General features: G+C 49.5%; 21 protein-coding genes. 10 read left to right on the forward strand and 11 right to left on the reverse strand.

All coding sequences use genetic code 11. The features are described from left to right. Nucleotides 1–10 precede the first annotated feature (10 nt). The 3 genes from ACJAYR_RS09695 to purD are packed head-to-tail and all read right to left on the reverse strand — an operon-like array spanning nt 11 to nt 3,458. Complete coding sequence (locus tag ACJAYR_RS09695) at nt 11–1,057, reverse strand: phosphotransferase (protein WP_415236421.1); 1,047 nt, start codon at nt 1,055–1,057, stop codon at nt 11–13. 39 nt (nt 1,058–1,096) lie between these two features. Continuing rightward, entirely contained in the window at nt 1,097–2,164 is a 1,068-nt protein-coding gene (locus ACJAYR_RS09700; protein ID WP_415236422.1) for a phosphotransferase family protein, read from the reverse strand. Nucleotides 2,165–2,177: 13 nt separating this feature from the next. Next, nucleotides 2,178–3,458 (reverse strand): phosphoribosylamine--glycine ligase, encoded by a 1,281-nt coding sequence (gene purD / locus ACJAYR_RS09705; RefSeq protein WP_415236423.1) that lies wholly within the window; start codon nt 3,456–3,458, stop codon nt 2,178–2,180. Between the two features lie 96 nt (nt 3,459–3,554). On the opposite strand from purD, the gene xseA reads away from it, so the two are divergent. Both xseA and ACJAYR_RS09715 read left to right on the forward strand, forming a co-directional pair. After that, nucleotides 3,555–5,006, forward strand: a complete 1,452-nt coding sequence (xseA, locus tag ACJAYR_RS09710) for an exodeoxyribonuclease VII large subunit (protein WP_415236424.1) — start codon at nt 3,555–3,557, stop codon at nt 5,004–5,006. Then, nucleotides 5,003–5,812 (forward strand): M23 family metallopeptidase, encoded by an 810-nt coding sequence (locus tag ACJAYR_RS09715; protein WP_415236425.1) that lies wholly within the window; start codon nt 5,003–5,005, stop codon nt 5,810–5,812. Before xseA ends, ACJAYR_RS09715 begins: the two co-directional genes overlap by 4 nt. Nucleotides 5,813–5,818: 6 nt before the next feature. Here the strand turns inward: ACJAYR_RS09715 and ACJAYR_RS09720 are convergent, their stop codons facing one another. The 6 genes from ACJAYR_RS09720 to ubiA form a co-directional block, all read right to left on the reverse strand. Beyond that, nucleotides 5,819–5,971, reverse strand: a complete 153-nt coding sequence (locus ACJAYR_RS09720) for a hypothetical protein (RefSeq protein WP_415236426.1) — start codon at nt 5,969–5,971, stop codon at nt 5,819–5,821. Nucleotides 5,972–6,039: 68 nt separating this feature from the next. Further along, on the reverse strand, nt 6,040–6,837 hold the full coding sequence (locus ACJAYR_RS09725) for a 3'(2'),5'-bisphosphate nucleotidase CysQ (protein WP_415236427.1): 798 nt from the start codon (nt 6,835–6,837) through the stop codon (nt 6,040–6,042). After that, complete coding sequence (locus ACJAYR_RS09730) at nt 6,834–8,189, reverse strand: TldD/PmbA family protein (protein WP_415236428.1); 1,356 nt, start codon at nt 8,187–8,189, stop codon at nt 6,834–6,836. The genes ACJAYR_RS09725 and ACJAYR_RS09730 overlap by 4 nt, the downstream gene beginning before the upstream one ends. 63 nt (nt 8,190–8,252) lie before the next feature. Then, nucleotides 8,253–9,023 (reverse strand): sulfite exporter TauE/SafE family protein, encoded by a 771-nt coding sequence (locus ACJAYR_RS09735; protein WP_415236429.1) that lies wholly within the window; start codon nt 9,021–9,023, stop codon nt 8,253–8,255. 6 nt (nt 9,024–9,029) lie between these two features. Further along, nucleotides 9,030–10,538: a UbiD family decarboxylase gene (locus ACJAYR_RS09740; protein WP_415236430.1), complete on the reverse strand. Its 1,509-nt coding sequence runs from the start codon at nt 10,536–10,538 to the stop codon at nt 9,030–9,032. Between the two features lie 9 nt (nt 10,539–10,547). Then, on the reverse strand, nt 10,548–11,483 hold the full coding sequence (gene ubiA / locus ACJAYR_RS09745; protein WP_415236431.1) for a 4-hydroxybenzoate octaprenyltransferase: 936 nt from the start codon (nt 11,481–11,483) through the stop codon (nt 10,548–10,550). 120 nt (nt 11,484–11,603) lie between these two features. On the opposite strand from ubiA, the gene ACJAYR_RS09750 reads away from it, so the two are divergent. Both ACJAYR_RS09750 and ACJAYR_RS09755 read left to right on the forward strand, forming a co-directional pair. After that, the gene (locus ACJAYR_RS09750) at nt 11,604–12,344 is read left to right on the forward strand and encodes a 16S rRNA (uracil(1498)-N(3))-methyltransferase (protein WP_415236432.1); all 741 of its coding nucleotides are present in this window, start codon (nt 11,604–11,606) and stop codon (nt 12,342–12,344) included. Between the two features lie 154 nt (nt 12,345–12,498). Then, a complete protein-coding gene (locus ACJAYR_RS09755) occupies nt 12,499–13,866 on the forward strand; it encodes a glutamate--cysteine ligase (protein ID WP_415236433.1) in 1,368 nt (455 codons plus the stop codon). Here ACJAYR_RS09755 and ACJAYR_RS09760 read toward each other — a convergent pair. Both ACJAYR_RS09760 and tldD read right to left on the reverse strand, forming a co-directional pair. Continuing rightward, entirely contained in the window at nt 13,863–14,711 is an 849-nt protein-coding gene (locus ACJAYR_RS09760) for a hypothetical protein (protein WP_415236434.1), read from the reverse strand. The two genes, ACJAYR_RS09755 and ACJAYR_RS09760, sit on opposite strands and share 4 nt — an antisense overlap. Further along, the gene (gene tldD, locus ACJAYR_RS09765) at nt 14,712–16,145 is read right to left on the reverse strand and encodes a metalloprotease TldD (RefSeq protein WP_415236435.1); all 1,434 of its coding nucleotides are present in this window, start codon (nt 16,143–16,145) and stop codon (nt 14,712–14,714) included. A gap of 484 nt (nt 16,146–16,629) precedes the next feature. On the opposite strand from tldD, the gene coxB reads away from it, so the two are divergent. From coxB to ACJAYR_RS09795, 6 genes are all read left to right on the forward strand, one after another. Beyond that, complete coding sequence (gene coxB / locus ACJAYR_RS09770) at nt 16,630–17,472, forward strand: cytochrome c oxidase subunit II (RefSeq protein WP_415236436.1); 843 nt, start codon at nt 16,630–16,632, stop codon at nt 17,470–17,472. 23 nt (nt 17,473–17,495) lie between these two features. Continuing rightward, nucleotides 17,496–19,100 carry a cytochrome c oxidase subunit I gene (gene ctaD, locus ACJAYR_RS09775; RefSeq protein WP_415236437.1) on the forward strand — a complete coding sequence of 535 codons (1,605 nt, stop codon included), beginning with the start codon at nt 17,496–17,498 and terminating at the stop codon, nt 19,098–19,100. 14 nt (nt 19,101–19,114) lie between these two features. After that, complete coding sequence (locus ACJAYR_RS09780; protein ID WP_169544541.1) at nt 19,115–20,032, forward strand: heme o synthase; 918 nt, start codon at nt 19,115–19,117, stop codon at nt 20,030–20,032. Between the two features lies 1 nt (nt 20,033). Then, nucleotides 20,034–20,159: a hypothetical protein gene (locus tag ACJAYR_RS09785; RefSeq protein WP_267177796.1), complete on the forward strand. Its 126-nt coding sequence runs from the start codon at nt 20,034–20,036 to the stop codon at nt 20,157–20,159. Further along, nucleotides 20,156–20,761 (forward strand): cytochrome c oxidase assembly protein, encoded by a 606-nt coding sequence (locus ACJAYR_RS09790; protein WP_415236438.1) that lies wholly within the window; start codon nt 20,156–20,158, stop codon nt 20,759–20,761. The genes ACJAYR_RS09785 and ACJAYR_RS09790 overlap by 4 nt, the downstream gene beginning before the upstream one ends. 61 nt (nt 20,762–20,822) lie before the next feature. Next, the gene (locus tag ACJAYR_RS09795) at nt 20,823–21,617 is read left to right on the forward strand and encodes a cytochrome c oxidase subunit 3 (RefSeq protein ID WP_415236439.1); all 795 of its coding nucleotides are present in this window, start codon (nt 20,823–20,825) and stop codon (nt 21,615–21,617) included. Nucleotides 21,618–21,743: the final 126 nt, after the last annotated feature.

The raw sequence follows: 21,743 nt of genomic DNA on the forward strand, positions 1-21,743 counted from the left end.
CTGATTGATATTACTTATTCTGGACTTTGCTCCAGCCCAGCATCGACAGCATCTGAGCAAATGCACCATATTGGGTCGCGCGTGAAGAACTGGCATTACCATCCAGACCACGCTTGTAAACGCCTTGGACAATCGCCGCCAATCTGAAGAACGAAAAGGCGATATAGAATTCCCAGTTTTCGATACCGTCACGACCGGTACGTTTGCAATAGGCGTCAATATATTGCTGCTCAGTTGGGATGCCAGTCGCGGCGAAGTCTGTTTCAACCAATCCGCCCGACGCAGGATGCATGAAATGGTACGTCATGCAGTTATATCCAAGATCAGCAAGAGGGTGCCCGAGGGTACAGAGTTCCCAATCCAGCACTGCTGAGACTTCCGGCTTCGTTGGATGAATAATCATATTCTCAAGACGGTAGTCACCATGACAAATGGTTGTCGTATCATCATTTGGCAGGTTCTCTGGAAGCCAATTGATCAGATTTTCCATTGGTTCGACATCATCAGTTTGGGACGCGCGGTATTGTTTGGTCCACCGACCGATTTGGCGTTCGAAATAGTTTCCTTTTTTACCAAAATCGCTAAGTCCGGCTGCATCCACATCCACATTGTGCATCTTTGCCAATGTGTCGTTCATGGCATCATAAATTGCGGAGCGTTCAGCAGGATCCATACCCGGTATGGCAGGTTCGCGAAGAATTCGGCCCTCCACCTTTTCCATGATGTAGAAGGGGGTTCCGATGACGTCAGCATCTTCGCAAAGACAAAAGGTTTTTGCGACCGGAACTTCCGTCTTCTGTAATGCAGACATAATGCGATATTCGCGTTCCACGGCATGCGCGGAGGGCAACAGCACCCCAGGGGGCTTTTTGCGCATAACATATTGCTGATTTGGTGTGCTTAGCAAGAATGTCGGATTGGATTGGCCGCCCTCAAACTGATTGATGGTTAGCGGCCCGGAAAAGCCTTCGACATGTTCGTTAAGATAATCGATGAATTTGCCTTCATCGAATTTATGGGCCTCCCGTACCGGAATAACATCTGCGTTATCGCTCATGCCCCAGTCCTTTCTATTTTTGTTTGTTATGCGGAGTTTTTATTTCTTTAGGATCTTTTCTACCTGTTCCCAACCTTTTACTGCAAGAGGTTTGGCGCGGGCGCCCATTTCTTTTGCATGCGGACTGGAAGCTGTTCCGTCAACTACGCGGCCCATGATGCCTTGCAAGATGGCAGCGAGACGGAACATGTTGTAGGCCATGTAAAAGTCCCAGTTATCGATAGTATCGCGGCCTGTACGTTTGCAATAGGCTGCGACATATTCCTCTTCTGTCGGGATACCTAAGGAGGGTAAATCAAGTCCCTTTAGTCCGCGGAAAAGCTCTGGTTCCAGACGCCATGTCATGCAGTGATAGGAAAAATCCGCGATCGGGTGGCCGAGTGTGGATAATTCCCAGTCTAGAATGGCAATCACCTTTTTGCTCTCTTTGTCCAGCATGGTGTTATCAAGGCGATAATCTCCATGAACAATAGACGTTTCATCGCCAGCCGGAATATTGTCGGGCAACCAGGCCATAAGTTTATCCATCTCCGGAATAACCTCAGTTTCCGAAGCCTTATATTGCTTGGACCACCGGTTGATCTGCCGGGCCAGATAGTCCGTCGGCTTTCCAAAGTCTTCGAGCCCGACAGCTTTGTAATCCACACTGTGTAAGGCGGCCATGACGGCGTTCATGGAATCAAACGTAATGGCGCGTTGTTCTTTGGTGAAATGTGGAATGGCAGGGTCCCACTCGACGACACCATCGACGAAATCCATGATATAGAACATGGTGCCGAGAACGGCAGGATCCTCGCATAAACAATAGGTTTTTGGAACCGGCACATCTGTATTTGCCAACCCACTGATTACTTTGAATTCCCGGTCTACCGCATGGGCGGATGGAAGGAGTTTTCCAGGGGGCTTGCGTCGCAAGACGTACTTTTTATTGGGTGTCGACAGCATGTAACTGGGGTTGGATTGACCACCCTTGAACTGGCTTATTTCCAGCGGACCTTCAAAGCCATCCACATTTTCTATCATGTAAGCTTGTAAGGCATCGGCATCAATTTGATGTTTTTCCTGAACATCCATGGTGCCTGAAAAATCAGAAGATGAAGTGGTCATAACTTTCCCTTTTTTATTTTTGTTGTTCACGCGCAATGGCCCGCCAGCCAATATCCTTTCGGCAAAAGCCTTCTTTCCAGTCAATTTTGGAAACGGCCTGATAGGCTGTGGCTTGGGCCTGACTAACGGAATTCCCAGTGGCGGTTACGCCAAGAACCCGTCCGCCTGTGGCCAGAATTTTCCCGTTTTCCTTCTTTGTGCCGGCGTGGAAGACGGTCACATCATCAATGGCGTTTGCGTCATCCAGACCGTTAATCTCCGTATTTTTTTCATAGGATCCAGGATAGCCGTTTGCGGCCATAACGACCAGTAGAGCTGTCGTTTCTTTCCATTTTAATGAGACTTTATCCAAAGTGCCATTGGCCGTCGCTTGCAGGGCAGGTAGAATATCGCTGTCAAGGCGGGCGCAAATGACCTGACATTCAGGATCTCCAAAGCGAACGTTATATTCAATTAGCCTTGGCCCTGTTTCCGTTATCATCAAACCTGCATACAGAACTCCCGTATACGGAACACCGCGGTCTTTCATTGCGGCAACCGTGGGTTTGATTATGGTGTCGATTGTCACCTGGATCATTTCATCTGTCATTACGGGCGCAGGGGAATAGGCCCCCATACCGCCTGTATTCGGCCCGGTATCGCCATCCCCAACGGCTTTATGGTCCTGCGCTGTCACTAACGGTAAAATGGTCTCGCCGTCTGTCAAAACAAAGAAACTGGCCTCTTCGCCTTGCATAAATTCCTCGATGACAATTTCAGCACCAGAGGCACCAAACAGCCCTCCAAAAATATCGTCGATGGCCGCATCGGCTTCTGATCGGGATTGCGCAATGATGACCCCTTTTCCGGCGGCAAGGCCATCGGCTTTGATCACAATTGGCAGTGACTGGCTATCCAGATAGGACTTTGCCGTTTCAGCATTGTCAAATCGTTCATAAGCTGCCGTTGGAATATCGTATTCCCGGCACAGGTCCTTCATAAACCCTTTTGATCCTTCCAGTTCTGCGGCGCCTTTTCGCGGGCCAAATGCGGGAAGGCCTGCGTCAGAGAGGCTGTCCACCAATCCTTCGACCAACGGAGCTTCGGGCCCGACAATGACAAATTCGATCGCATTGTCCCGGCAGAACTGAATAACACTGGGGTGATCAGAGGTATCGATTGACACGCAGGTCGCCACCTGATCTATGCCGCCATTACCAGGAGCACAATAAAGAACATCAATTGCTTCGGATTTATTCAAAGCCCAGCAGAGGGCGTGTTCACGGCCGCCGGAACCGATTACCAATACATTCATGTGAAAAACGCTATTTTCCTGTTTCGTTGCCCCTATGGGAGAGTGTAGAGTTTGTATCATAGTGACGTTGCGAAACAAATATTCTAAAGGCAAGAAGTGTCAGATTCTCACACCCCTCAAACGACCAACATTCATGAATTCACAGTTTCAGAGCTGAGCGGTGCTTTAAAACGTACGGTTGAGGATCAGTTCGGCCATGTTCGGGTGCGGGCAGAAATCTCTGGCTTGAAGCGCGCGGCGTCGGGCCATGTTTATCTTGCATTGAAGGATGATAAAGCCGTTCTGGACGGCATTATGTGGCGCGGAACCGCACAAAAACTTTCTTTTCGGCCAGAGGATGGATTGGAAGTGATCTGTACAGGCAAGCTGACAACCTATCCCGGGCGCTCCAAATACCAGATCGTTATTGAGGCCATGGAACCTGCAGGTGTTGGCGCCTTGATGGCGTTATTGGAAGAAAGAAAACGGAAATTGACGGCTGAGGGGCTTTTCGCGCCTGAGCGAAAAAAGGCACTGCCATATCTTCCGCGTGTGATCGGTGTAGTGACCTCACCGACCGGTGCTGTGATTCGGGATATCCTTCACCGTTTGCGGGATCGGTTTCCAACACATGTGCTGTTGTGGCCTGTTTTGGTGCAAGGGGAGACCGCGGCCTCTCAAATCGCGGCAGCAATCAGGGGGTTTAATACGCTCGAAGAAGACGGAGAAATCCGTCGGCCTGACCTGCTTATCGTCGCGCGAGGCGGTGGAAGCTTGGAAGATCTATGGGCATTTAACGAGGAAGAAGTGGTTCGCGCGGCCTCAGAAAGTCGCATTCCACTGATTTCCGCTGTGGGGCATGAAACAGATACAACGCTCATTGATTATGTTTCGGACAGGCGGGCGCCGACCCCCACGGCTGCCGCTGAAATGGCTGTTCCTGTGCGATCGGAGTTGTTGGCTTATGTCGATGATCTTGATCGCCGAAAGCGGCGCGGCCTGTCGCGATCCGTTCAGGAAAAAAGAGATCGTTTGCAAGGGCTTGCGCGCGGATTACGGGATCCACGGTCGCTGATCGCGGAAAAGACCCAGCATCTGGATCATCTGGAAAACCGGTTGCGCCAGTCTGTTCAGAATATGGTGTCTATGAAGCAGCAACGTTTTCTCAGTACGGGGGCCCTTTTGCGGCCCGACGTCTTGATCCGTGGGTTTGTTCAGTATCAGGAACGGCTTGCAAATTATGAAGGACGACTTTCACGGGCTGTTACGATCAAGACCGAGCGCTTGTCCCATCAACTGGACGCTTCCTATCGTCTGCTGGAAAGTCTTTCGTTTAAAAATGTTCTGTCCAGAGGGTACAGCATTGTCCAGGACGAAGACGGGAAGGTGATATCGACTGTTAAGCAGGCGAAGGCCGGGAAACTGGTAACCGTTCGAATGAAAGATGGTGACGCACCCGCAGTTTTTGGGGCAGGGAGCCTGAAAACAAGTAAAGTCAGCGCGCCAAAAAAAACCAAAACCGGTGCGGATAATCCAAAGAATAAGCCAACTCAGGGGACGCTTCTGTGATACGATTAATTGCGGTTTTATTCTGTCTTTGGGCGACGCCCTTATTCGCCGAAGAATTGGAGCTGAAGGGCACATTTACCCAAGGCGGGCTTATTTTGGGGAAAACGGCGCCCGGGGCCCTTATTTCGCTGGATGGTAAGGAAATCCGGGTTTCTGACACCGGTGAGTTTGTATTCGGATTTGGACGCGATCATAAAGCTGAGGCTTTATTGGAGGTTAAGCGTCCGGATGGCACGTTAACAAAAAAACGGTTGAAGATATCAAAACGGCAATACAAGACGGAACGGATAAACGGATTGCCGCCGTCAAAGGTCACGCCCAGTGAGCAGTTCTTAAAACGGATCCGCCGGGAAAATGGTGAGATTGCAAAAATTCGGGCAATTGACACAGATGAACAATGGTTTCTAAGTGGCTGGAAATGGCCAGCGTCTGGGCGGATTAGCGGTGTCTTCGGTAGCCAGCGGGTTCTGAACGATATTCCAAAGCGCCCTCATTACGGTTTGGATATTGCCGCACCAGTTGGAACCCCTGTTTTCAGTTCGACGGATGGTCTTGTCAGACTGTCAGAACAGGATCTGTATTATACAGGCGGAACCGTTATGATCGATCATGGGTACGGTCTCGTATCTGTTTACTCGCACTTGTCGAAACTCTCTGTGAAGGCAGGGCAATTTGTGAAACAAGGCGAAAAAATTGGCGAGATTGGTGCCACTGGCAGAGCCAGCGGCCCTCATCTGGACTGGCGGTTAAACTGGTTCAAGGAACGATTGGATCCTCAGCTTTTACTGAAAGATCGGATAAACTAGATGTGGTTAGTCTTTTCCGGAGAGAACTTTGTCCGTTTTTTCCAGATTTTTCTTCGTATCACTTTTTAGTCCTTCCCATGTGCTGGAACATCCACTGACACCGACAGCAGTCATGAGCAATAGGGACGTTAGAATGAGTTTGCGAATGTGAAACATCATGGTCCTTTCCATACGTTGTGAAGGTTTCAGATAAGGTCAGTTTTTGGCCTTAATAAGGCAGCTACGCTTTACTTCCTGGGAACAAAGTCTCCAAGAACATTCATCAGTTCCGGGTGCAGTGCCTGTCCGGACGAAATAACCGTCTCATGCAATGGGACTTTCTGATTGTAAACGAGGTGTTGGCCCTTGGTTGTTGTGGATAGTCCCCCAGCTTCTGACAGGATTAAATCCGCAGCGGCAATGTCCCAATCGCTTTTAGCGGAGAGCGATAGGGAAGCGTCATATTGCTGAGATGCTACAAGGACAATCCGGTAAGCAATGGAATTCAGATGTTCAAAGTCGGCGCCGGGCGTCTCTTCCAGCCAGTTATGCCATTCAAAAGCTTTGCGGCTGGCAAGCAATCGGGTGTTTTCCAGACTTTGGTTGTCACTGCAGCTCAACTTTTCACCATTTAAAAAGGCCCCTTGGCCGAGCGTTGCTTCAAAGAATTCGTCAGTAACCGGGTTGAAGACCGCAGCGCAGACCGGTTTTCCATCTTCGACCAAGGCCGCGCAAACGGTAAATTCCGGTTTGCCAGCGATGAAGGAACGGGTGCCATCAATCGGGTCGATAATCCAGACCCGTGATTTGTTCAACCGAGCAGGATCATCAGCTGTTTCTTCAGACAGCCAGCCATAATCGGGGTGGGTGTTTAAAAGGTGCTGTTTCAAAAAGGAATCAATTGCGATATCGGCTTCGCTTACCGGGTCGCCCGGATTTTTCTCCCAGCTTTTTAAATCACTTTTAAAAAAGCTGAGCGCGATCTTTCCTGCTTGGCGAACGGCCTTATCAAGTTCCTCTTGTTCAGTTTGGTACCGACTGTTCACGTTCCTGCAACCATCATTCCATCAATTCTCAATGTTGGCGCATTGGTGCCAAATTTGAATTCCAGATCGTTGGCGGGTGTCAGATTAAGGAACATATCTTTCAGATTACCGGCAACAGTGAGTTCAGATACGGGAAACAGGATTTCTCCATTTTCAATCCAGAAACCAGATGCCCCGCGGCTATAATCGCCCGTTACACCATTAACCCCGAAACCGATAAGGCTGGTAATATAGAGGCCTGATTTGATGTCCTTGATCAGGTCGTCATGGCTCAATGAACCAGCATCCATATACAGATTGGTCGTTGACGAGCCGGGAGGGGAAGAGGTGCCCCGTGATGCCCGACCATTGGATTGCAATCCAAGCTGCTTGGCCGCTGCGCTGTTTAGGATCCAGTTTCTAAGAACACCGCCTTCAATCAGGTCAATTCGGCTATTTTTCACGCCCTCGCCATCAAAAGGCTTTGACGCCGCGCCGCGCCGGCGATGCGGATCATCGATGATGGAAATTTCAGGTTTGAAGACCTGTTTATCCATATGATCTTTCAAAAAGCTGGTGCCGCGGGCAACCGATGCGCCAGAAACCGCACCCGCCAGATGTCCAACAATGCTGCTGGATACACGATTGCTGAAGATAACCGGCACTTTAGCACTCGGCATTTTGCGTGGGTTTATGTTTTTGACCGTGCGTTCTCCAGCTGTCCGGCCAACGTCAGCGGCATCTCGTAACTCTTCCAGATGACGTTTGCTATCATAATCGTAGTCGCGCTCCATACCGGTTCCCTCGCCAGCGATCACCGAAATTCCTACGGAATGGCTGGAAGACGAATAAGATCCGGTAAAACCGTCCGACGTTGCAAGGGCAATAGATGAATGACCAAAGGATGCGCTGGCCCCTTCGGAGTTGGTCACGCCAGCAACAGCAAGCGCGGCTTCTTCGGCTTGCTTCGCAGTTTCCGTCAGCTCCTCGGCAGACTGGGTCGAGGGATCATATAGATCGAGTTCTGGGAATTCCCTGGCAAGCAGCTCGGGGTCTGCCAAACCGCAATAGGCATCTTCTGGCATGTTGCGTGCCATATCCAATGCCCGATCGACCAAGGCGTCCAGAACACCGGCATCCGTGTCATTGGAAGACACAAAAGCCTGCTGTTTGCCGATCAGGACACGCAGACCAAGATCGTGGGCTTCTGATCTTTCGATCTCTTCAATTTCACCTAAACGGTATGCGACACTGGTTGACGTACCCTGTACACGGACGGCATCAGCAGCATCGGCTCCTTTTGCACGCGCCTTTTTGACAAGGTCATCCAGAATGTTCAGTGAATTTTGTTCGTTGGCTTTATGATCAGACATGTTTTCCTGACGGGATTTAATCGACGATATCTACTAAGGTAAGCATTGAGGCTAAAAATGGAATTAGAAAAAATTCAAAAGGCCGTTTAATCCATCGAATAACAATTTTCCTCCAGTCACGACCAACAGAAAATAGGCCAATTTATAGAAAATCTGTTCCGGGACCATTTTATGCAGTTTCACCCCTAACCAGATCCCGATAGGGGCCAGCGGGAAAAGGATGAGTGAGGTGGACAGGTTTTGTGTGGAAAGCTGCCCAAGATACGCATAGGGGATTAGTTTTACATAGTTTATGGCCAGAAAAAACCACGTGGCGGTTCCAACGAACAGGGTTTTATCGATTTTTTGCGGCAGCATGTAAAACTGTAAAGGCGGGCCGCCCGCGTGGGCGACAAAACTTGTAAAGCCTGAAATACCGCCCCAGAAACTGCCTCTGGCAAGGCTGGGTTGATGAACCGATTGCTTTGCCAACGGGTTTAGCCAGTAATTGAGTGTAAAAAGAACAGCGACACTGCCAATAACAATTCGAACAATATCTTCGTTCAACTGGTCAAAAAGGAGCGTCCCAAGACCAATCCCAACAAAAGCACCGGGCAACAGATAGAGGAGGTTTTTCAAGTGAAATTTTTTGCGATAGGCGATAATGCCAAAAATATCCATGAGACAGAGGATCGGTAGGATAATTGCCGCGGCCTGTACCGGAGAAATAAGCAGCGCCAACAAAGGAACTCCCAACATCCCCAACGATCCAGCAAATCCGCCTTTGGAGATTCCCACAAGCAGAATAGCCGGCACCGCAACACAGTAAAAAATCGGATCTGTCATCATTTCCATTTTGGCTTAGGACCAGATCGACTTGCCACTACCAGGCAGCCCAAGGCTATCCCAGATTTTATCAATCTTATCGACGACTTCTTTCTCCATCTGGATTTTTTCGCCCCATTCCCGGTCGGTTTCCGGAGGGAGCTTATTGGTCGCATCCATTGCAACCTTGCCGCCAAGGCCGGATTTTGGGGAAGCAAAATCCAGATAATCAATGGGCGTATCTTCGATCATGGTAATATCTCGTACTGGATCCATGCGGGTTGAAACCGCCCACATAACGTCCTTCCAGTCCCGCGCATTGATATCGTCGTCTACGATAATCAAGAACTTGGTGTACATGAATTGTCTCAGGTAAGACCAGGCTCCCATCATGACGCGCTTTGCATGACCGGCATACGCTTTTTTCATCGAAATTACGGCGATACGATAGCTGCACCCTTCAGGCGGTAGCCAGAAATCAACAATTTCCGGGAACTGTTGTTGAATAAGCGGGATAAAAAGCTCGTTCAGGGCTTCGCCCAGCACACTGGGCTCGTCTGGTGGGCGACCTGTGAAGGTGGAAAGATAGATAGGGTCTTTGCGCATTGTAATAGCAGTGATCGTAAAGACCGGAAACTGCTCTACGGAATTGTAATAGCCGGTGTGATCCCCATAAGGACCTTCGTCCGCATAGTCATCAAGCGATACAAACCCTTCCAGAACAATTTCAGAATTTGCCGGGACTTTTAGCGGAACCGTTTTACAATCCACGAGCTCCTGTTTTTTACCAGACAGAAGTCCGGCAAATTGATATTCGGAGAGATTGTCCGGGATTGGCGTAACTGCGGCGAGGATTGTTCCGGGGTCGGCGCCAATGACAATCGCCGCTGGTAATGGCTCCTGCTTTGATTGGCCCCATCTTTGGTGGTGCTGTGCCCCCCCGCGATGTTTCAGCCAGCGCATGATGGTTTTGTTTTTGTCCAGCTTTTGCATCCGGTAAATGCCAAGGTTGAAATCGTCGCTTTTCTCGTTGCTGGGACCTTTCGTTACAACTAGCGGCCAAGTGATTAATGGGGCCGGCTCTCCGGGCCAACATGTCTGAATGGGCAGATCATCAAGATTGATGTCCTCGCCGGTCAGAACGATGTCCTGGCAGGGGGCGGAACGCACGGTCTTGGGCCGCATATTCATAACTGTTTTCAAGACCGGCAACATTCCCATCGCTTCGCGGATACCCTCAGGGGGTTCAGGCTGGCGCAGGAATGCCAGTGTTTCGCCAACTTCGCGGAGTTGTTCAGGCTTTCGGTTCATCCCCATGGCAACCCTGTCGACCGTGCCAAACAGGTTTACCAGCACAGGCATTGAAGAGGGTTTACCCGCTTCATCAACGACATTTTCAAATAAAACGGCGGGGCCTTCTTCGGCAAGAAGGCGGGTTTGTATCTCGGTCATTTCCAGATTAGTCGAGACGGGCTCTTTTACGCGCACCAATTTGCCCTCTTTTTCAAGAAGGGCCATAAAATCTCTCATAGAGGAAAAAGACATGAAAGTTCCTTAGTCCAGGATTTGGAAATTGCCAGCAACAATAGCGAAAAGTACGATTGCACCAAATATTTTATTGGATTTAAACAGCATCAGGCATCGATCAGAATTGTCAATATCCAGATATCGTATTTGCCATAACAGATGCGCACCCGCACCGGCGATCCCAATGTAGAATAACACTGAAAGGTCGCTCAGCCATCCACAGAGGGTAAGGGAAAGCAAGGTGACCAGATAAAAACCAAACAGCCAATCTGTCGTTTTATTGCCAAATTTAAGGGCCGTCGATTTTACACCGATGAGGATGTCATCTTCTTTGTCCTGATGCGCGTAAATCGTGTCGTACCCTAATGTCCAACTGATGCCGCCCACATACAGGATGACGGCTGTCCAGGAAAGGGAACCTGTTTGTGAAACCCAGCCCAAAAGAGCGCCATAGTTAAACGCGAGCCCCAGAAAGAACTGCGGCCAGTAGGTAAATCGTTTTGCAAACGGATAGATAGCGACCAGAACCAAACTGGCAGCCCCGACAATAATTGCGGGAAGGTTGAACTGTAATAAGACCAGTAAACCAACCAAACACTGAACGGCCAACCAGAATACGGCTTGCCGAACAGAGACCTGTCCGCTTGGAATGGGCCTTTTACGGGTTCGTTCCACCATGCCATCGAAATTTCGATCGGCGATGTCATTGAGCGTGCATCCCGCGCCGCGCATTACAAAAGCACCGATTGCAAAGCAGACGAGCAGAAAAGCATCCGGAAGCTGGCCATGCCCAGATGCGAGTGCGACAGCCCACCAGCAGGGAAAGAGCAAAAGCCAGGTCCCGATTGGCCGATCCACTCTTGATAACTTGAGATAGGGCTGAACCATCTCGGGGGCATAGGCGTCGACCCAGTTCTGTTTGCTGGCGTCTGCTATGATTTTGCATTCATGCTTTTCTGTCATTCTGCTTATCAATCTGATCTAGTCTGACTGTCATTGAATTTACCGGATTAACCTAATGACCGCGTGACATCAATGTTCCTTATGCATTATATCCAGTTCAAACAGGCTAAGGATCAGGATATGGCCCCTAAAATTTCTTCAGTGAGACTGTATGTTGAAGCGTCACTAGGTTTGGACGCTGGCATTATTTTGGACCGACCACAGGCCCATTATGTTGGTAATGTCATGCGAAAACAGGTCGGCGATCCAGTTGTTTTGTTCAACGGCCGCGATGGTGAATGGTTGGGGGAGTTGCAGGAGGTTCGAAAGAACCACGCCCTTGTTCATGTGAAGTCCTGTCTAAGAGAGCAAACGCCCGAACCTGATATTATCCTGTATTTTGCGCCATTGAAAAAAATTCCAACAGCGCTGGTTGTGCAAAAAGCGACTGAATTGGGGGCGTCTCAACTGTCCCCTGTTCAGACAACCCGCACCAACGCGGATAAGATCAGGGATGATAAAATGGTGCTTCAGGCGATTGAAGCGGCAGAGCAGTCGGAACGGTTGTCTGTTCCTGAAATCCGTAAACTGGAAAAGCTTTCAACCGTTTTAAAGCATCGGGATATGGACCGTCCGTTGATTTTCTGTAATGAGCGGCTGGATAAGAAGGCACCTCTGGAACAGTTGGCGGACCTTAAGAATTTCGGGAAATGGGCGGTGCTGATCGGCCCGGAAGGAGGGTTCTCCGAGGAGGAGGTTTCACAGATCATGGCGTCTGAAAATGTTCATGCGATTGGTTTGGGGCCTAGGATTTTACGGGCTGAAACAGCCGTGATGGCCAGCCTGACACTTTTACAGGCGGTTTGCGGTGATTGGAATTGAACCATAGTTACCCTGATGTTACTGGAAAATGACGGGTATTCAGTTTTATAAATGGATTAAGACTTGAAGCATTATATTCAATGGATTACTTCATAAAAAATGCGGTCGGTGTTTGGGCGTAAAAGTCCGGCCAGAACTTTTTGAAAGGAAGAACATGTCCGGACCTGCGAAAGGTGACGTGGTAGAGATCACCGGGAAAGCTCAACTGGTGGAGTTTGCGGAAAGTGGATGCAAACCAAAAGAAGCTTGGCGTATCGGCACTGAACACGAAAAATTTGGTTTCAATCTGGAAACACTGGAACCGCTCCCTTATGACGGACCGTCCGGTATCCGCGCTATGCTCGAAGGCTTGCAGCGTTTTGGATGGCAACCCGACTATGAAGGGGACAATGTTATCGCGCTGACCATGAAAGGTTACAGCGTTAGCCTTGAGCCCGGCGGTCAGCTGGAATTGTCTGGCGAAGCATTGGAAACACTTCATCAGACCTGTACAGAAGTGCATACACATCTGGCGCAGGTTCGTGAAGTTGGCGATGAAATTGGCGTGGGCTTTCTTGGGTTGGGTTTCAGCCCGAAATGGTCATTGGACGAGACACCAATGATGCCCAAGGGCCGTTATCAGATCATGAAAAATTACATGCCGACCCGTGGCCAGCATGGTCTGGACATGATGTTCCGCTCATGTACGGTTCAGGTTAATCTTGATTATGGCTCTGAAGCGGACATGATTAAAAAATTCAGAACCAGTCTGGCGTTGCAACCAGTTGCAACTGCCCTCTTTGCCAACTCGCCTTTCACCCAAGGAAAGCCCAACGGTCATCTGAGCCACCGAAGCTTTATCTGGACCGATACAGATCCTGATCGGACAGGTATGCTTCCCTTTGTGTTCGAAGATAACTTTTCGTTTGAACAGTATGTGGATTATGCGCTGGATGTGCCGATGTACTTCGTCTATCGAAATGGCGAATATATTGACGTTTCGGGGCAGTCGTTCCGCGATTTCATGGATGGACGCCTTCCCGGGTTGCCAGGTGAAAAGCCAAGTCTTGTGGACTGGGATAACCATTTAACAACGATCTTTCCGGAAGTCCGCATGAAACGATTCCTTGAAATGCGTGGCGCTGACGGTGGGCCTTGGCGGCGTTTATGCGCCTTGCCTGCGTTCTGGGTGGGATTGCTGTATGATGATGGTGCGCTAAACGCGGCTTGGGATCTGGTGAAAAATTGGACAGAGGAAGAGCGTCAATCCCTCCGTGATGGCGTTATTACAACAGCTTTGCAGACGAAAACACCGGATGGCCGAACCGTTCGCGATCTTGCTGCTGACATTCTGGATATCTCCTCAGCGGGACTGAAAGCCCGTAAGAAACTTGATAGTTTTGGAGAGGATGAAACTCATTTCCTGAACGCGCTAAAAACGACCGTTGAAACGGGTATTACGCCTGCAGAAGAAATGCTGGCCTTGTATAATGGGGCGTGGAACGGGTCCATCGATCCCGTGTTCAAGGATTACGCTTACTAAGGTTTATCTAACTGTCGGCTGAGTGACAGGAGGCGTTCATAATGCGTCTGCCTTTCGTTTAAAGATGCGCCTGATGCAAACGGGCGCATTTTTTTTATGGCGCGGGCAAGTTGGGTGTAGCCTTGCCTGTTTTCTTCATTAATCTGGCGCCCCAGCTCTTCAATAATCAAATCACCTACAAGAGTATAGGCCCTTTTATCGCCTGCTTGCAGCGTTGGGGCTAACAGCGAAACAAGATCGGCTACAGGCGGGAAGGGGGGTTGTACAATCATGTCGGTGCCTGTCTGTTTTTCCAGAAGTAACAGATAGGAAACCAATGCATCCAATGACTGTGTGGAAGGGGCAGGCCCGGCAAATTCATCGACTATGACATGACGTGTAAAGGCAGGTAAGTCTGGCAATGTAGGGCCTGTTCCGTATGGGGCTGTATCTCTTATGCCGCGCAGGCTTGGAATTTTCCGCGGGTTGAAAATACCATCCTCTGACGCCGCATTCCAAAAGCCATGGGTCACGTCGATATGCCCGGGTTTGTCCGAAAGTCCAGATATGTAAAACCCTGTATTTACATGCCCTGCCGGGTGACAGCTATTGCAGGCCAATCCAATACGGACAGCCTTTTCCCCTAAAAGAGAGGGGCTTTTGAAAAGAAGGCGGCCTAAAAGGGCTGGACCTTTGAACTGAACCGTTTTTTTTGTTATTTCACCGACTGAAGCGTCTTCACTGGATGTTATGCTGCCGGGGGGAAGCCAGATGTTGTTTTGTGCAAACGATGTGGCCGGTCCAACAGCCATCAACAGGCATAGAATGAACCCGCCCACCAACAGTCGTTTGCGCTTTAGAACCATCTAGCTGGCGGTGCCGCCGACAGTAAGGCCACCCAGAAGCATGGTAGGCTGGCCAACACCGACGGGGACACTTTGTCCAGCTTTTCCGCATGTGCCGATACCGCTATCCAATGCCATATCATTCCCAATGGCTTTTACTTTCTTAAGGGCTTCACTGCCGGTACCGATGAGGGTTGCTCCTTTAACCGGAGCGGTCAATTTGCCATCTTCAATCAGGTAGGCCTCTGTACAGGAGAACACAAACTTGCCAGAGGTGATGTCAACCTGCCCGCCGCCAAAATTAACGGTATAGAGCCCCTTCTTGACGGAGGAAAGAATTTCACCAGCATCCTGATCTCCGCCAAGCATGTATGTATTTGTCATGCGCGGCATAGGCAAATGGGCAAAGCTTTCCCGCCGGCCGTTGCCGGTTGGCTCCACGCCCATAAGCCGGGCATTCTGCCGGTCCTGCATATATCCTACAAGGATGCCGTCTTCGATGAGTGTTGTGCAGCTGCTGGCGGTGCCTTCATCGTCAACCGTCAGCGATCCACGTCGGTCTGGAATGGTGCCGTCGTCAACGACTGTGACCCCCTTAGAGGCGACCCGTTTACCCATTAAATCAGAGAAGACAGATGTCTTTTTGCGATTGAAATCCCCTTCAAGGCCGTGTCCAACGGCTTCATGCAGGATAATACCTGGCCAGCCCGGCCCGACAATCACATCCATCTCGCCTGCAGGCGCGTCCACGGCGTCCAGATTGACAATTGCCTGTCGAAGGGCCTCATCAACGGCCGATTGCCAGGTTTCTTCTTCCAGATAAAAATCATAGCCTGTGCGTCCGCCCATGCCATGACTGCCGCTTTCCCGGCGACCATTCTGTTCAACAACGACAGAAACATTCAAACGCACCAAGGGACGGATATCACCGCTTCGCTCGCCGCCGCTTCGAATTATCTCAACGCCTTGCCAGGATCCCGCCAGAGAGGCTGAAACCTGCACCACACGACTGTCTTTTGCCCGAGCATAAGCATCGATCTCTGCAAGGGTTTTTACTTTTGCGTCAAAAGGGATGTTCTGCAGCGGGTTATCGTCTGAATATAAGGAACTGTTAGAGCCTGCGGGGGGCATTGCGATGCTGCCGCTATGACCTGTCGATACAGCTTTCACTGTGTCAGAGGCGGCTTTGATGGCTCTTTCACTAAGCTCGGAGGCGTGGGCAAAACCGGTGGCTTCACCAGAAACAGCGCGCAGGCCAAATCCTTGTGTTGTATCAAAACTGGCACTTTTCAGGCGGCCATCGTCAAAAGAGAACCCCTCTGACTGTCGGTATTCCAGAAACAGTTCCCCGTCATCTGCCCCGTCGAGAGAAGCCGACACGATTTTTTCGACCGAACCGCGATCCATATCGGTACCGGTAAAGAATAAATTGTCGGCAGTTTTGATGTCTGTCACGCTTACGCTCCATTTCAGCATTTTTCCAAGCCCGGATAGGCCTTTTGTTAAATATGTGGTTTTCTTAGCGAAATGTCGAGGGTGAGTGTTAATAGAGGCAACGATTCAAGTACTTGCGGTGTTGTTATCGGGTTAAAGATGCGTCAAAATGTCACAACTTGACAAAAAGGCGGTAAATCAGCGAGTTCGTCCATGTCGGGATGGGAATGCCCGTGATTGTTTAAGTTGTTGTTTTTATGGTGTTATTGTTATTATTTTGCAGCATATAAGAAGAGTCTTGAGTGTAAAAATACAGATAAATCCAGTCTAAGGCTTGTTCTGTTGATGGTCGTTCGTGTAGTTTCCGCACCAACTTGATCTGAATCAATTTTGATTTGCGTCAACAGACTGGCTATAAATAAGGCATGATCACAAATCCCTCTGTGACTGGAGTAAGGATTTGCTGAGCTAAGAAAGCGATTAGAAACGGGAATAAATGATGGCTATGGTTAAAAAAATTGTCGCCCTATTTGCTGCTTTTGCAGTATCGGCGCTGACAATGGGGAACGCCGTTGCGGCCCAAGGACAGGCTACTCCATGGCAATTGGGATTTCAGGATGCATTCTCCCCAGTTGCTCACCAAATGAATGATTTTCACAATCTGCTATTGGTCATTATCACGGCCATTACGCTTTTTGTGCTTCTTCTTCTTGTCTATGTTGTTATTCGATTTAATCGGAAGGCCAATCCAACGCCTTCGAAAACATCGCACAACACATTGATTGAATTTGTCTGGACGGTAGTGCCGATCCTGATCCTTATCGCCATCGCGGTACCTTCTTTCAAACTCCTCTATTATGCAGATCGTGTCGAAAAAGCTGACATGACCATTAAAGCCATTGGTTATCAGTGGTACTGGGGTTATGAGTATGTCGACGAAGATAATCTCGCTTTTGAAGCTGTGATGCTTGAAGAAGACGAACTTAAAGAAGGTCAGCCACGGTTGTTGGCAACTGACAATACAATTGTTCTTCCGATTGATACAAATATTCGACTGCTGGTCACAGCGGAAGATGTTCTTCATTCTTGGGCAATGCCAGCATTTGGCGTCAAGATGGATGCCGTTCCGGGCCGTCTTAACGAAACTTGGATGCGGATTGAGAAAGAAGGCATGTATTACGGTCAGTGCTCTGAGTTGTGCGGCGCCCGCCATGGCTTCATGCCGATTATGGTGAAAGCTGTCAGCAAAGAAGACTACAAAGCTTGGCTTGTAAAAGCGAAAGAAGAATTCGCGAGCGCGGGTGGGGAGGCTTTGAAAATCGCCGACGCATCTGCTGTCACACAATAATCCGTTAGAGAGAGGCAATTAACATGGCTTATGGTGCAGCAGCAGCTCATGATGACCATACTCCCAGAGGTTGGAAACGCTGGGTTTATTCAACAAACCATAAAGATATTGGAACCATGTATCTTATATTCGCGGTTATCGCGGGTATTATCGGTGGTGCAATGTCTGTCTTTATCCGGGCTGAACTTCAGATGCCGGGTGACCAGTTCCTGAACGGGAACTACCATTTTTTCAATGTTGTCGTGACAGGCCATGGCCTGATCATGGTGTTCTTTATGGTGATGCCAGCCGTGATTGGCGGTTTTGGTAACTGGATCGTCCCTCTGATGATCGGGGCACCGGATATGGCCTTCCCGCGAATGAATAATATTTCATTCTGGCTATTGCCGCCTGCGCTTGGTCTTCTGTTGATCTCCATCTTTGTGGAAGGTCCGGCCGGTGCAGATGGTGTTGGCGGTGGCTGGACAATGTATCCGCCGCTCGCGTCCTCCGCAGGTCAGCCTGGTATGGCAGTGGATTTTGCAATCCTCAGCCTGCACGTCGCTGGTGCATCATCAATTCTGGGTGCCATCAACTTCATTACAACCATCTTCAACATGCGTGCACCTGGTATGACCATGCATAAGATGCCGCTGTTTGTCTGGTCAGTTCTGGTTACGGCCTTCCTGCTTCTTCTGTCTTTGCCTGTTCTTGCCGGCGCGATCACAATGTTGCTGACAGACCGTAATTTCGGAACAAACTTTTTCGTTCCTGAAGGGGGTGGAGATCCAATCCTGTTCCAGCATCTTTTCTGGTTCTTTGGACATCCTGAAGTGTATATCATGATCCTTCCAGGTTTTGGTATCATCAGTCAGATCGTCTCGACCTTCAGCCGCAAACCTGTATTCGGTTATTTGGGTATGGCATATGCGATGGTTGCTATCGGTGGTGTCGGCTTTATCGTGTGGGCTCACCACATGTATACGGTCGGTATGAGCGTTGATACGCGGGCGTATTTCCTGGGTGCAACTCTTGTGATTGCGGTTCCGACTGGCGTGAAAATCTTCTCTTGGATTGCGACCATGTGGGGCGGCTCCATTGAATTTAAAGCACCAATGATCTGGGCTCTTGGCTTTATCTTCCTGTTTACCTTGGGTGGTGTGACCGGTGTGGTTCTGGCCAATGGCGGTCTGGATGTGATTTTGCATGATACCTATTATGTTGTTGCTCACTTCCATTATGTGCTGAGCCTTGGTGCGGTATTTGCCATTTTTGCCGGTATTTATTACTGGTTTGGCAAAATGACGGGTTATAATTATTCCGAAACCCTCGCCAAACTGCATTTCGCGGTTACGTTTATCGGCGTGAACATGATTTTCTTCCCAATGCATTTCCTCGGACTTGCCGGAATGCCTCGTCGTATTCCTGATTATCCGGATGCATTTGCTGGATTTAATGCGATCGCCTCTTACGGTTCGTATATTTCAGCGTTCGGTGTGGTTATCTTCCTGTTCACTGTCCTGCATGCTTTCATGCGCGGCGAGAAAGCAGCTGATAATCCATGGGGTGAAGGCGCAACGACTTTAGAGTGGACGTTGACGTCACCACCACCTTTCCATCAGTTCAATGAACTGCCTGTAATTAAGTAACGACGGAGTGCTTGGTGTCTGACACAAGTATCATTCGGGACACAGAAGCTCGCGCTGATTATTCATCGGCGCGAGCAAGTGACTATTTTGCACTCTTGAAACCAAGGGTGATGTCGCTTGTCGTGTTCACCGGCTTGGTCGGATTGGCCGTTGCACCGGGTTCTTTGCATCCTGTTCTTGCATTCACAGCGTTGCTTTGCATCGCGGTTGGGGCAGGCGCATCCGGTGCGATTAATATGTGGTATGATGCCGATATCGATCAGGTTATGGAGCGGACAAAGAACCGTCCTGTACCGTCTGGAAAGGTAACGGCGAACGAGGCTTTGGCTGTTGGCGTAAGCCTATCAGTTGCTTCCGTCGTTTTGATGGGGCTCGCAATTAATCTGGTGGCGGCAGCATTGCTGGCGATCACCATCGGGTTCTACATTTTCGTCTACACAATGTGGCTGAAACGTCGGACGCCGCAAAATATTGTTATTGGCGGCGCAGCCGGCGCTTTTCCTCCCATGATCGGGTGGGCTTCTGTGACCGGTGATGTCAGCATTGAATCGATTGTTCTCTTCGCCATTATCTTTATGTGGACACCTCCACATTTTTGGGCGCTGTCCTTGTGGCGGGATATCGATTACGCGAAGGCCGGTGTTCCTATGTTGCCGGTTGTAGCTGGCCGGGAAGCGACCCGCAAGCAGGTTGTTATCTATAGTGTTCTGCTGTTCCCAGTGGCTGTGATGCCTTATTTTCTGGGATATGCAGGTCTTTTCTATGGTATTGGATCGGCAATTCTGGGCGGTATCTTCCTGTTCGGTGCGTTAAAGGTCTGGGTTAAGAAAGACGAGAAAAGCGCGAAACAGCTTTTTGCTTTTTCTCTTCTGTACCTCTTTTTAATTTTCGCCATATTGCTTGGTGAAAACATCGTGAAAGGCATTTTGTAAAATGGCTGAGGACGATGAACGCAAAAAAATGCGTAATCGCAATCTGGTTGTCGGCGGCATTCTGTTTGCCCTCGTTATTCTTTTTTACCTCATCACTGTTGTGAAAATGACGGGAGCTGGTGGATGACGACGGAGACTGCAAAAAAATCGAAACGCCTAGCTATCGTTCTTGTTGGACTGGCTGCGGGCATGGTGGGGATGGCTTATGCCGCTGTCCCACTATACGATTTATTTTGCCGTGTTACGGGATATGGCGGAACGACGCAACAGGCGTCTATTGCGTCAGATGTGATTCTGGAACGGGAGATTACTGTCGGGTTTGATGCGAACACATCGCGGAAAATGCCGTGGGAATTCAAACCGGTCAAAAAAACAATTACGTTAAAGATTGGCCAGACGGGATTGGCTTTTTATGAAGCCTATAACCCGACTGATCAGACGATTACGGGAACGGCATCCTTTAATGTGACGCCGCAAAAAGTTGGCCAGTATTTTACAAAGATTGATTGTTTTTGTTTTACTGAGCAAACCTTGAAGCCGGGGCAACGGGTAGATATGCCGGTGACATTCTTTGTCGATCCGGAAATCGCCAGTGATCCGAATACAAAAGAAGTGGAAACAATCACCTTGTCCTACACGTTCTTTCCGATAGAGCCGGAAGAAGAAACTGAGGAAGAGACTGTTTCCAGCGTTGATAACGCGGCAAAAAAGGCCGTAGAGACTAACTAACCCTTTTGGGGGTCCTATTGATAAAACCGGGGGGAATCCGGTTAGATTGCAGGAGTTGAAGATGGCAGATTCACACGCCAAACAACATGATTACCATCTCGTCGATCCGAGCCCATGGCCGGCATTGGCATCTTTGTCAGCATTTATTACTGCGATCGGCGCGGTTATGTGGATGCACGATAAGGGCTTTGCTATATTCACCATCGGTATGATCGTGTTGCTGTATACCGCCTATGCCTGGTGGCGCGATGTCGTCAAGGAAGGCGAGCATCAAGGACACCATACACCTGTTGTCCAACTTGGACTTCGCTATGGCATGATCATGTTTATTGCATCAGAGGTTATGTTCTTTGTTGCTTGGTTCTGGGCCTATTTTAATGCGGCCTTTTTCCCAACGGAAGCCATTGGTAGCGTTTGGCCACCAGAGGGTATTGAAACTTTCAATCCATGGTCACTTCCCTTTGTGAATACACTGATTCTGCTCACCTCCGGTACAACAGTGACATGGGCTCACCACGCTTTGCAGCATGGTGATCGCAAGGGCCTTATTCAGGGCCTTGTTCTAACAGTGATCCTGGGTGCAGTTTTCTCAGTCGTTCAGGGATATGAGTATTCTCACGCGGCCTTCGGGTTTACTGACGGAATTTATGCGTCAACCTTCTATATGGCCACTGGCTTCCATGGTGCGCACGTTTTGATCGGAACGATCTTCTTGTTGATCTGTTTGATCCGGGCGACTAAAGGCCACTTTACTGAAAAACACCATTTCGGCTTTGAAGCTGCTGCCTGGTATTGGCACTTTGTTGACGTGGTATGGTTGTTCTTGTTCGCCGCCATTTACTGGTGGGGTGCCTAAGGCGCCTTTCCCTTCCGGGCGGCTAACGCCAGGTTGATACTGAAAAGCTGCGCAGAACAACATTCCTGCAACTGCTGTTCACGCAGATCAAATAAAAACAGGCCTCTCTATTGCCGAGGGGCCTGT

Origin of the sequence: Sneathiella sp., from assembly GCF_047631475.1 — a bacterium.
Taxonomy (GTDB): domain Bacteria; phylum Pseudomonadota; class Alphaproteobacteria; order Sneathiellales; family Sneathiellaceae; genus Sneathiella.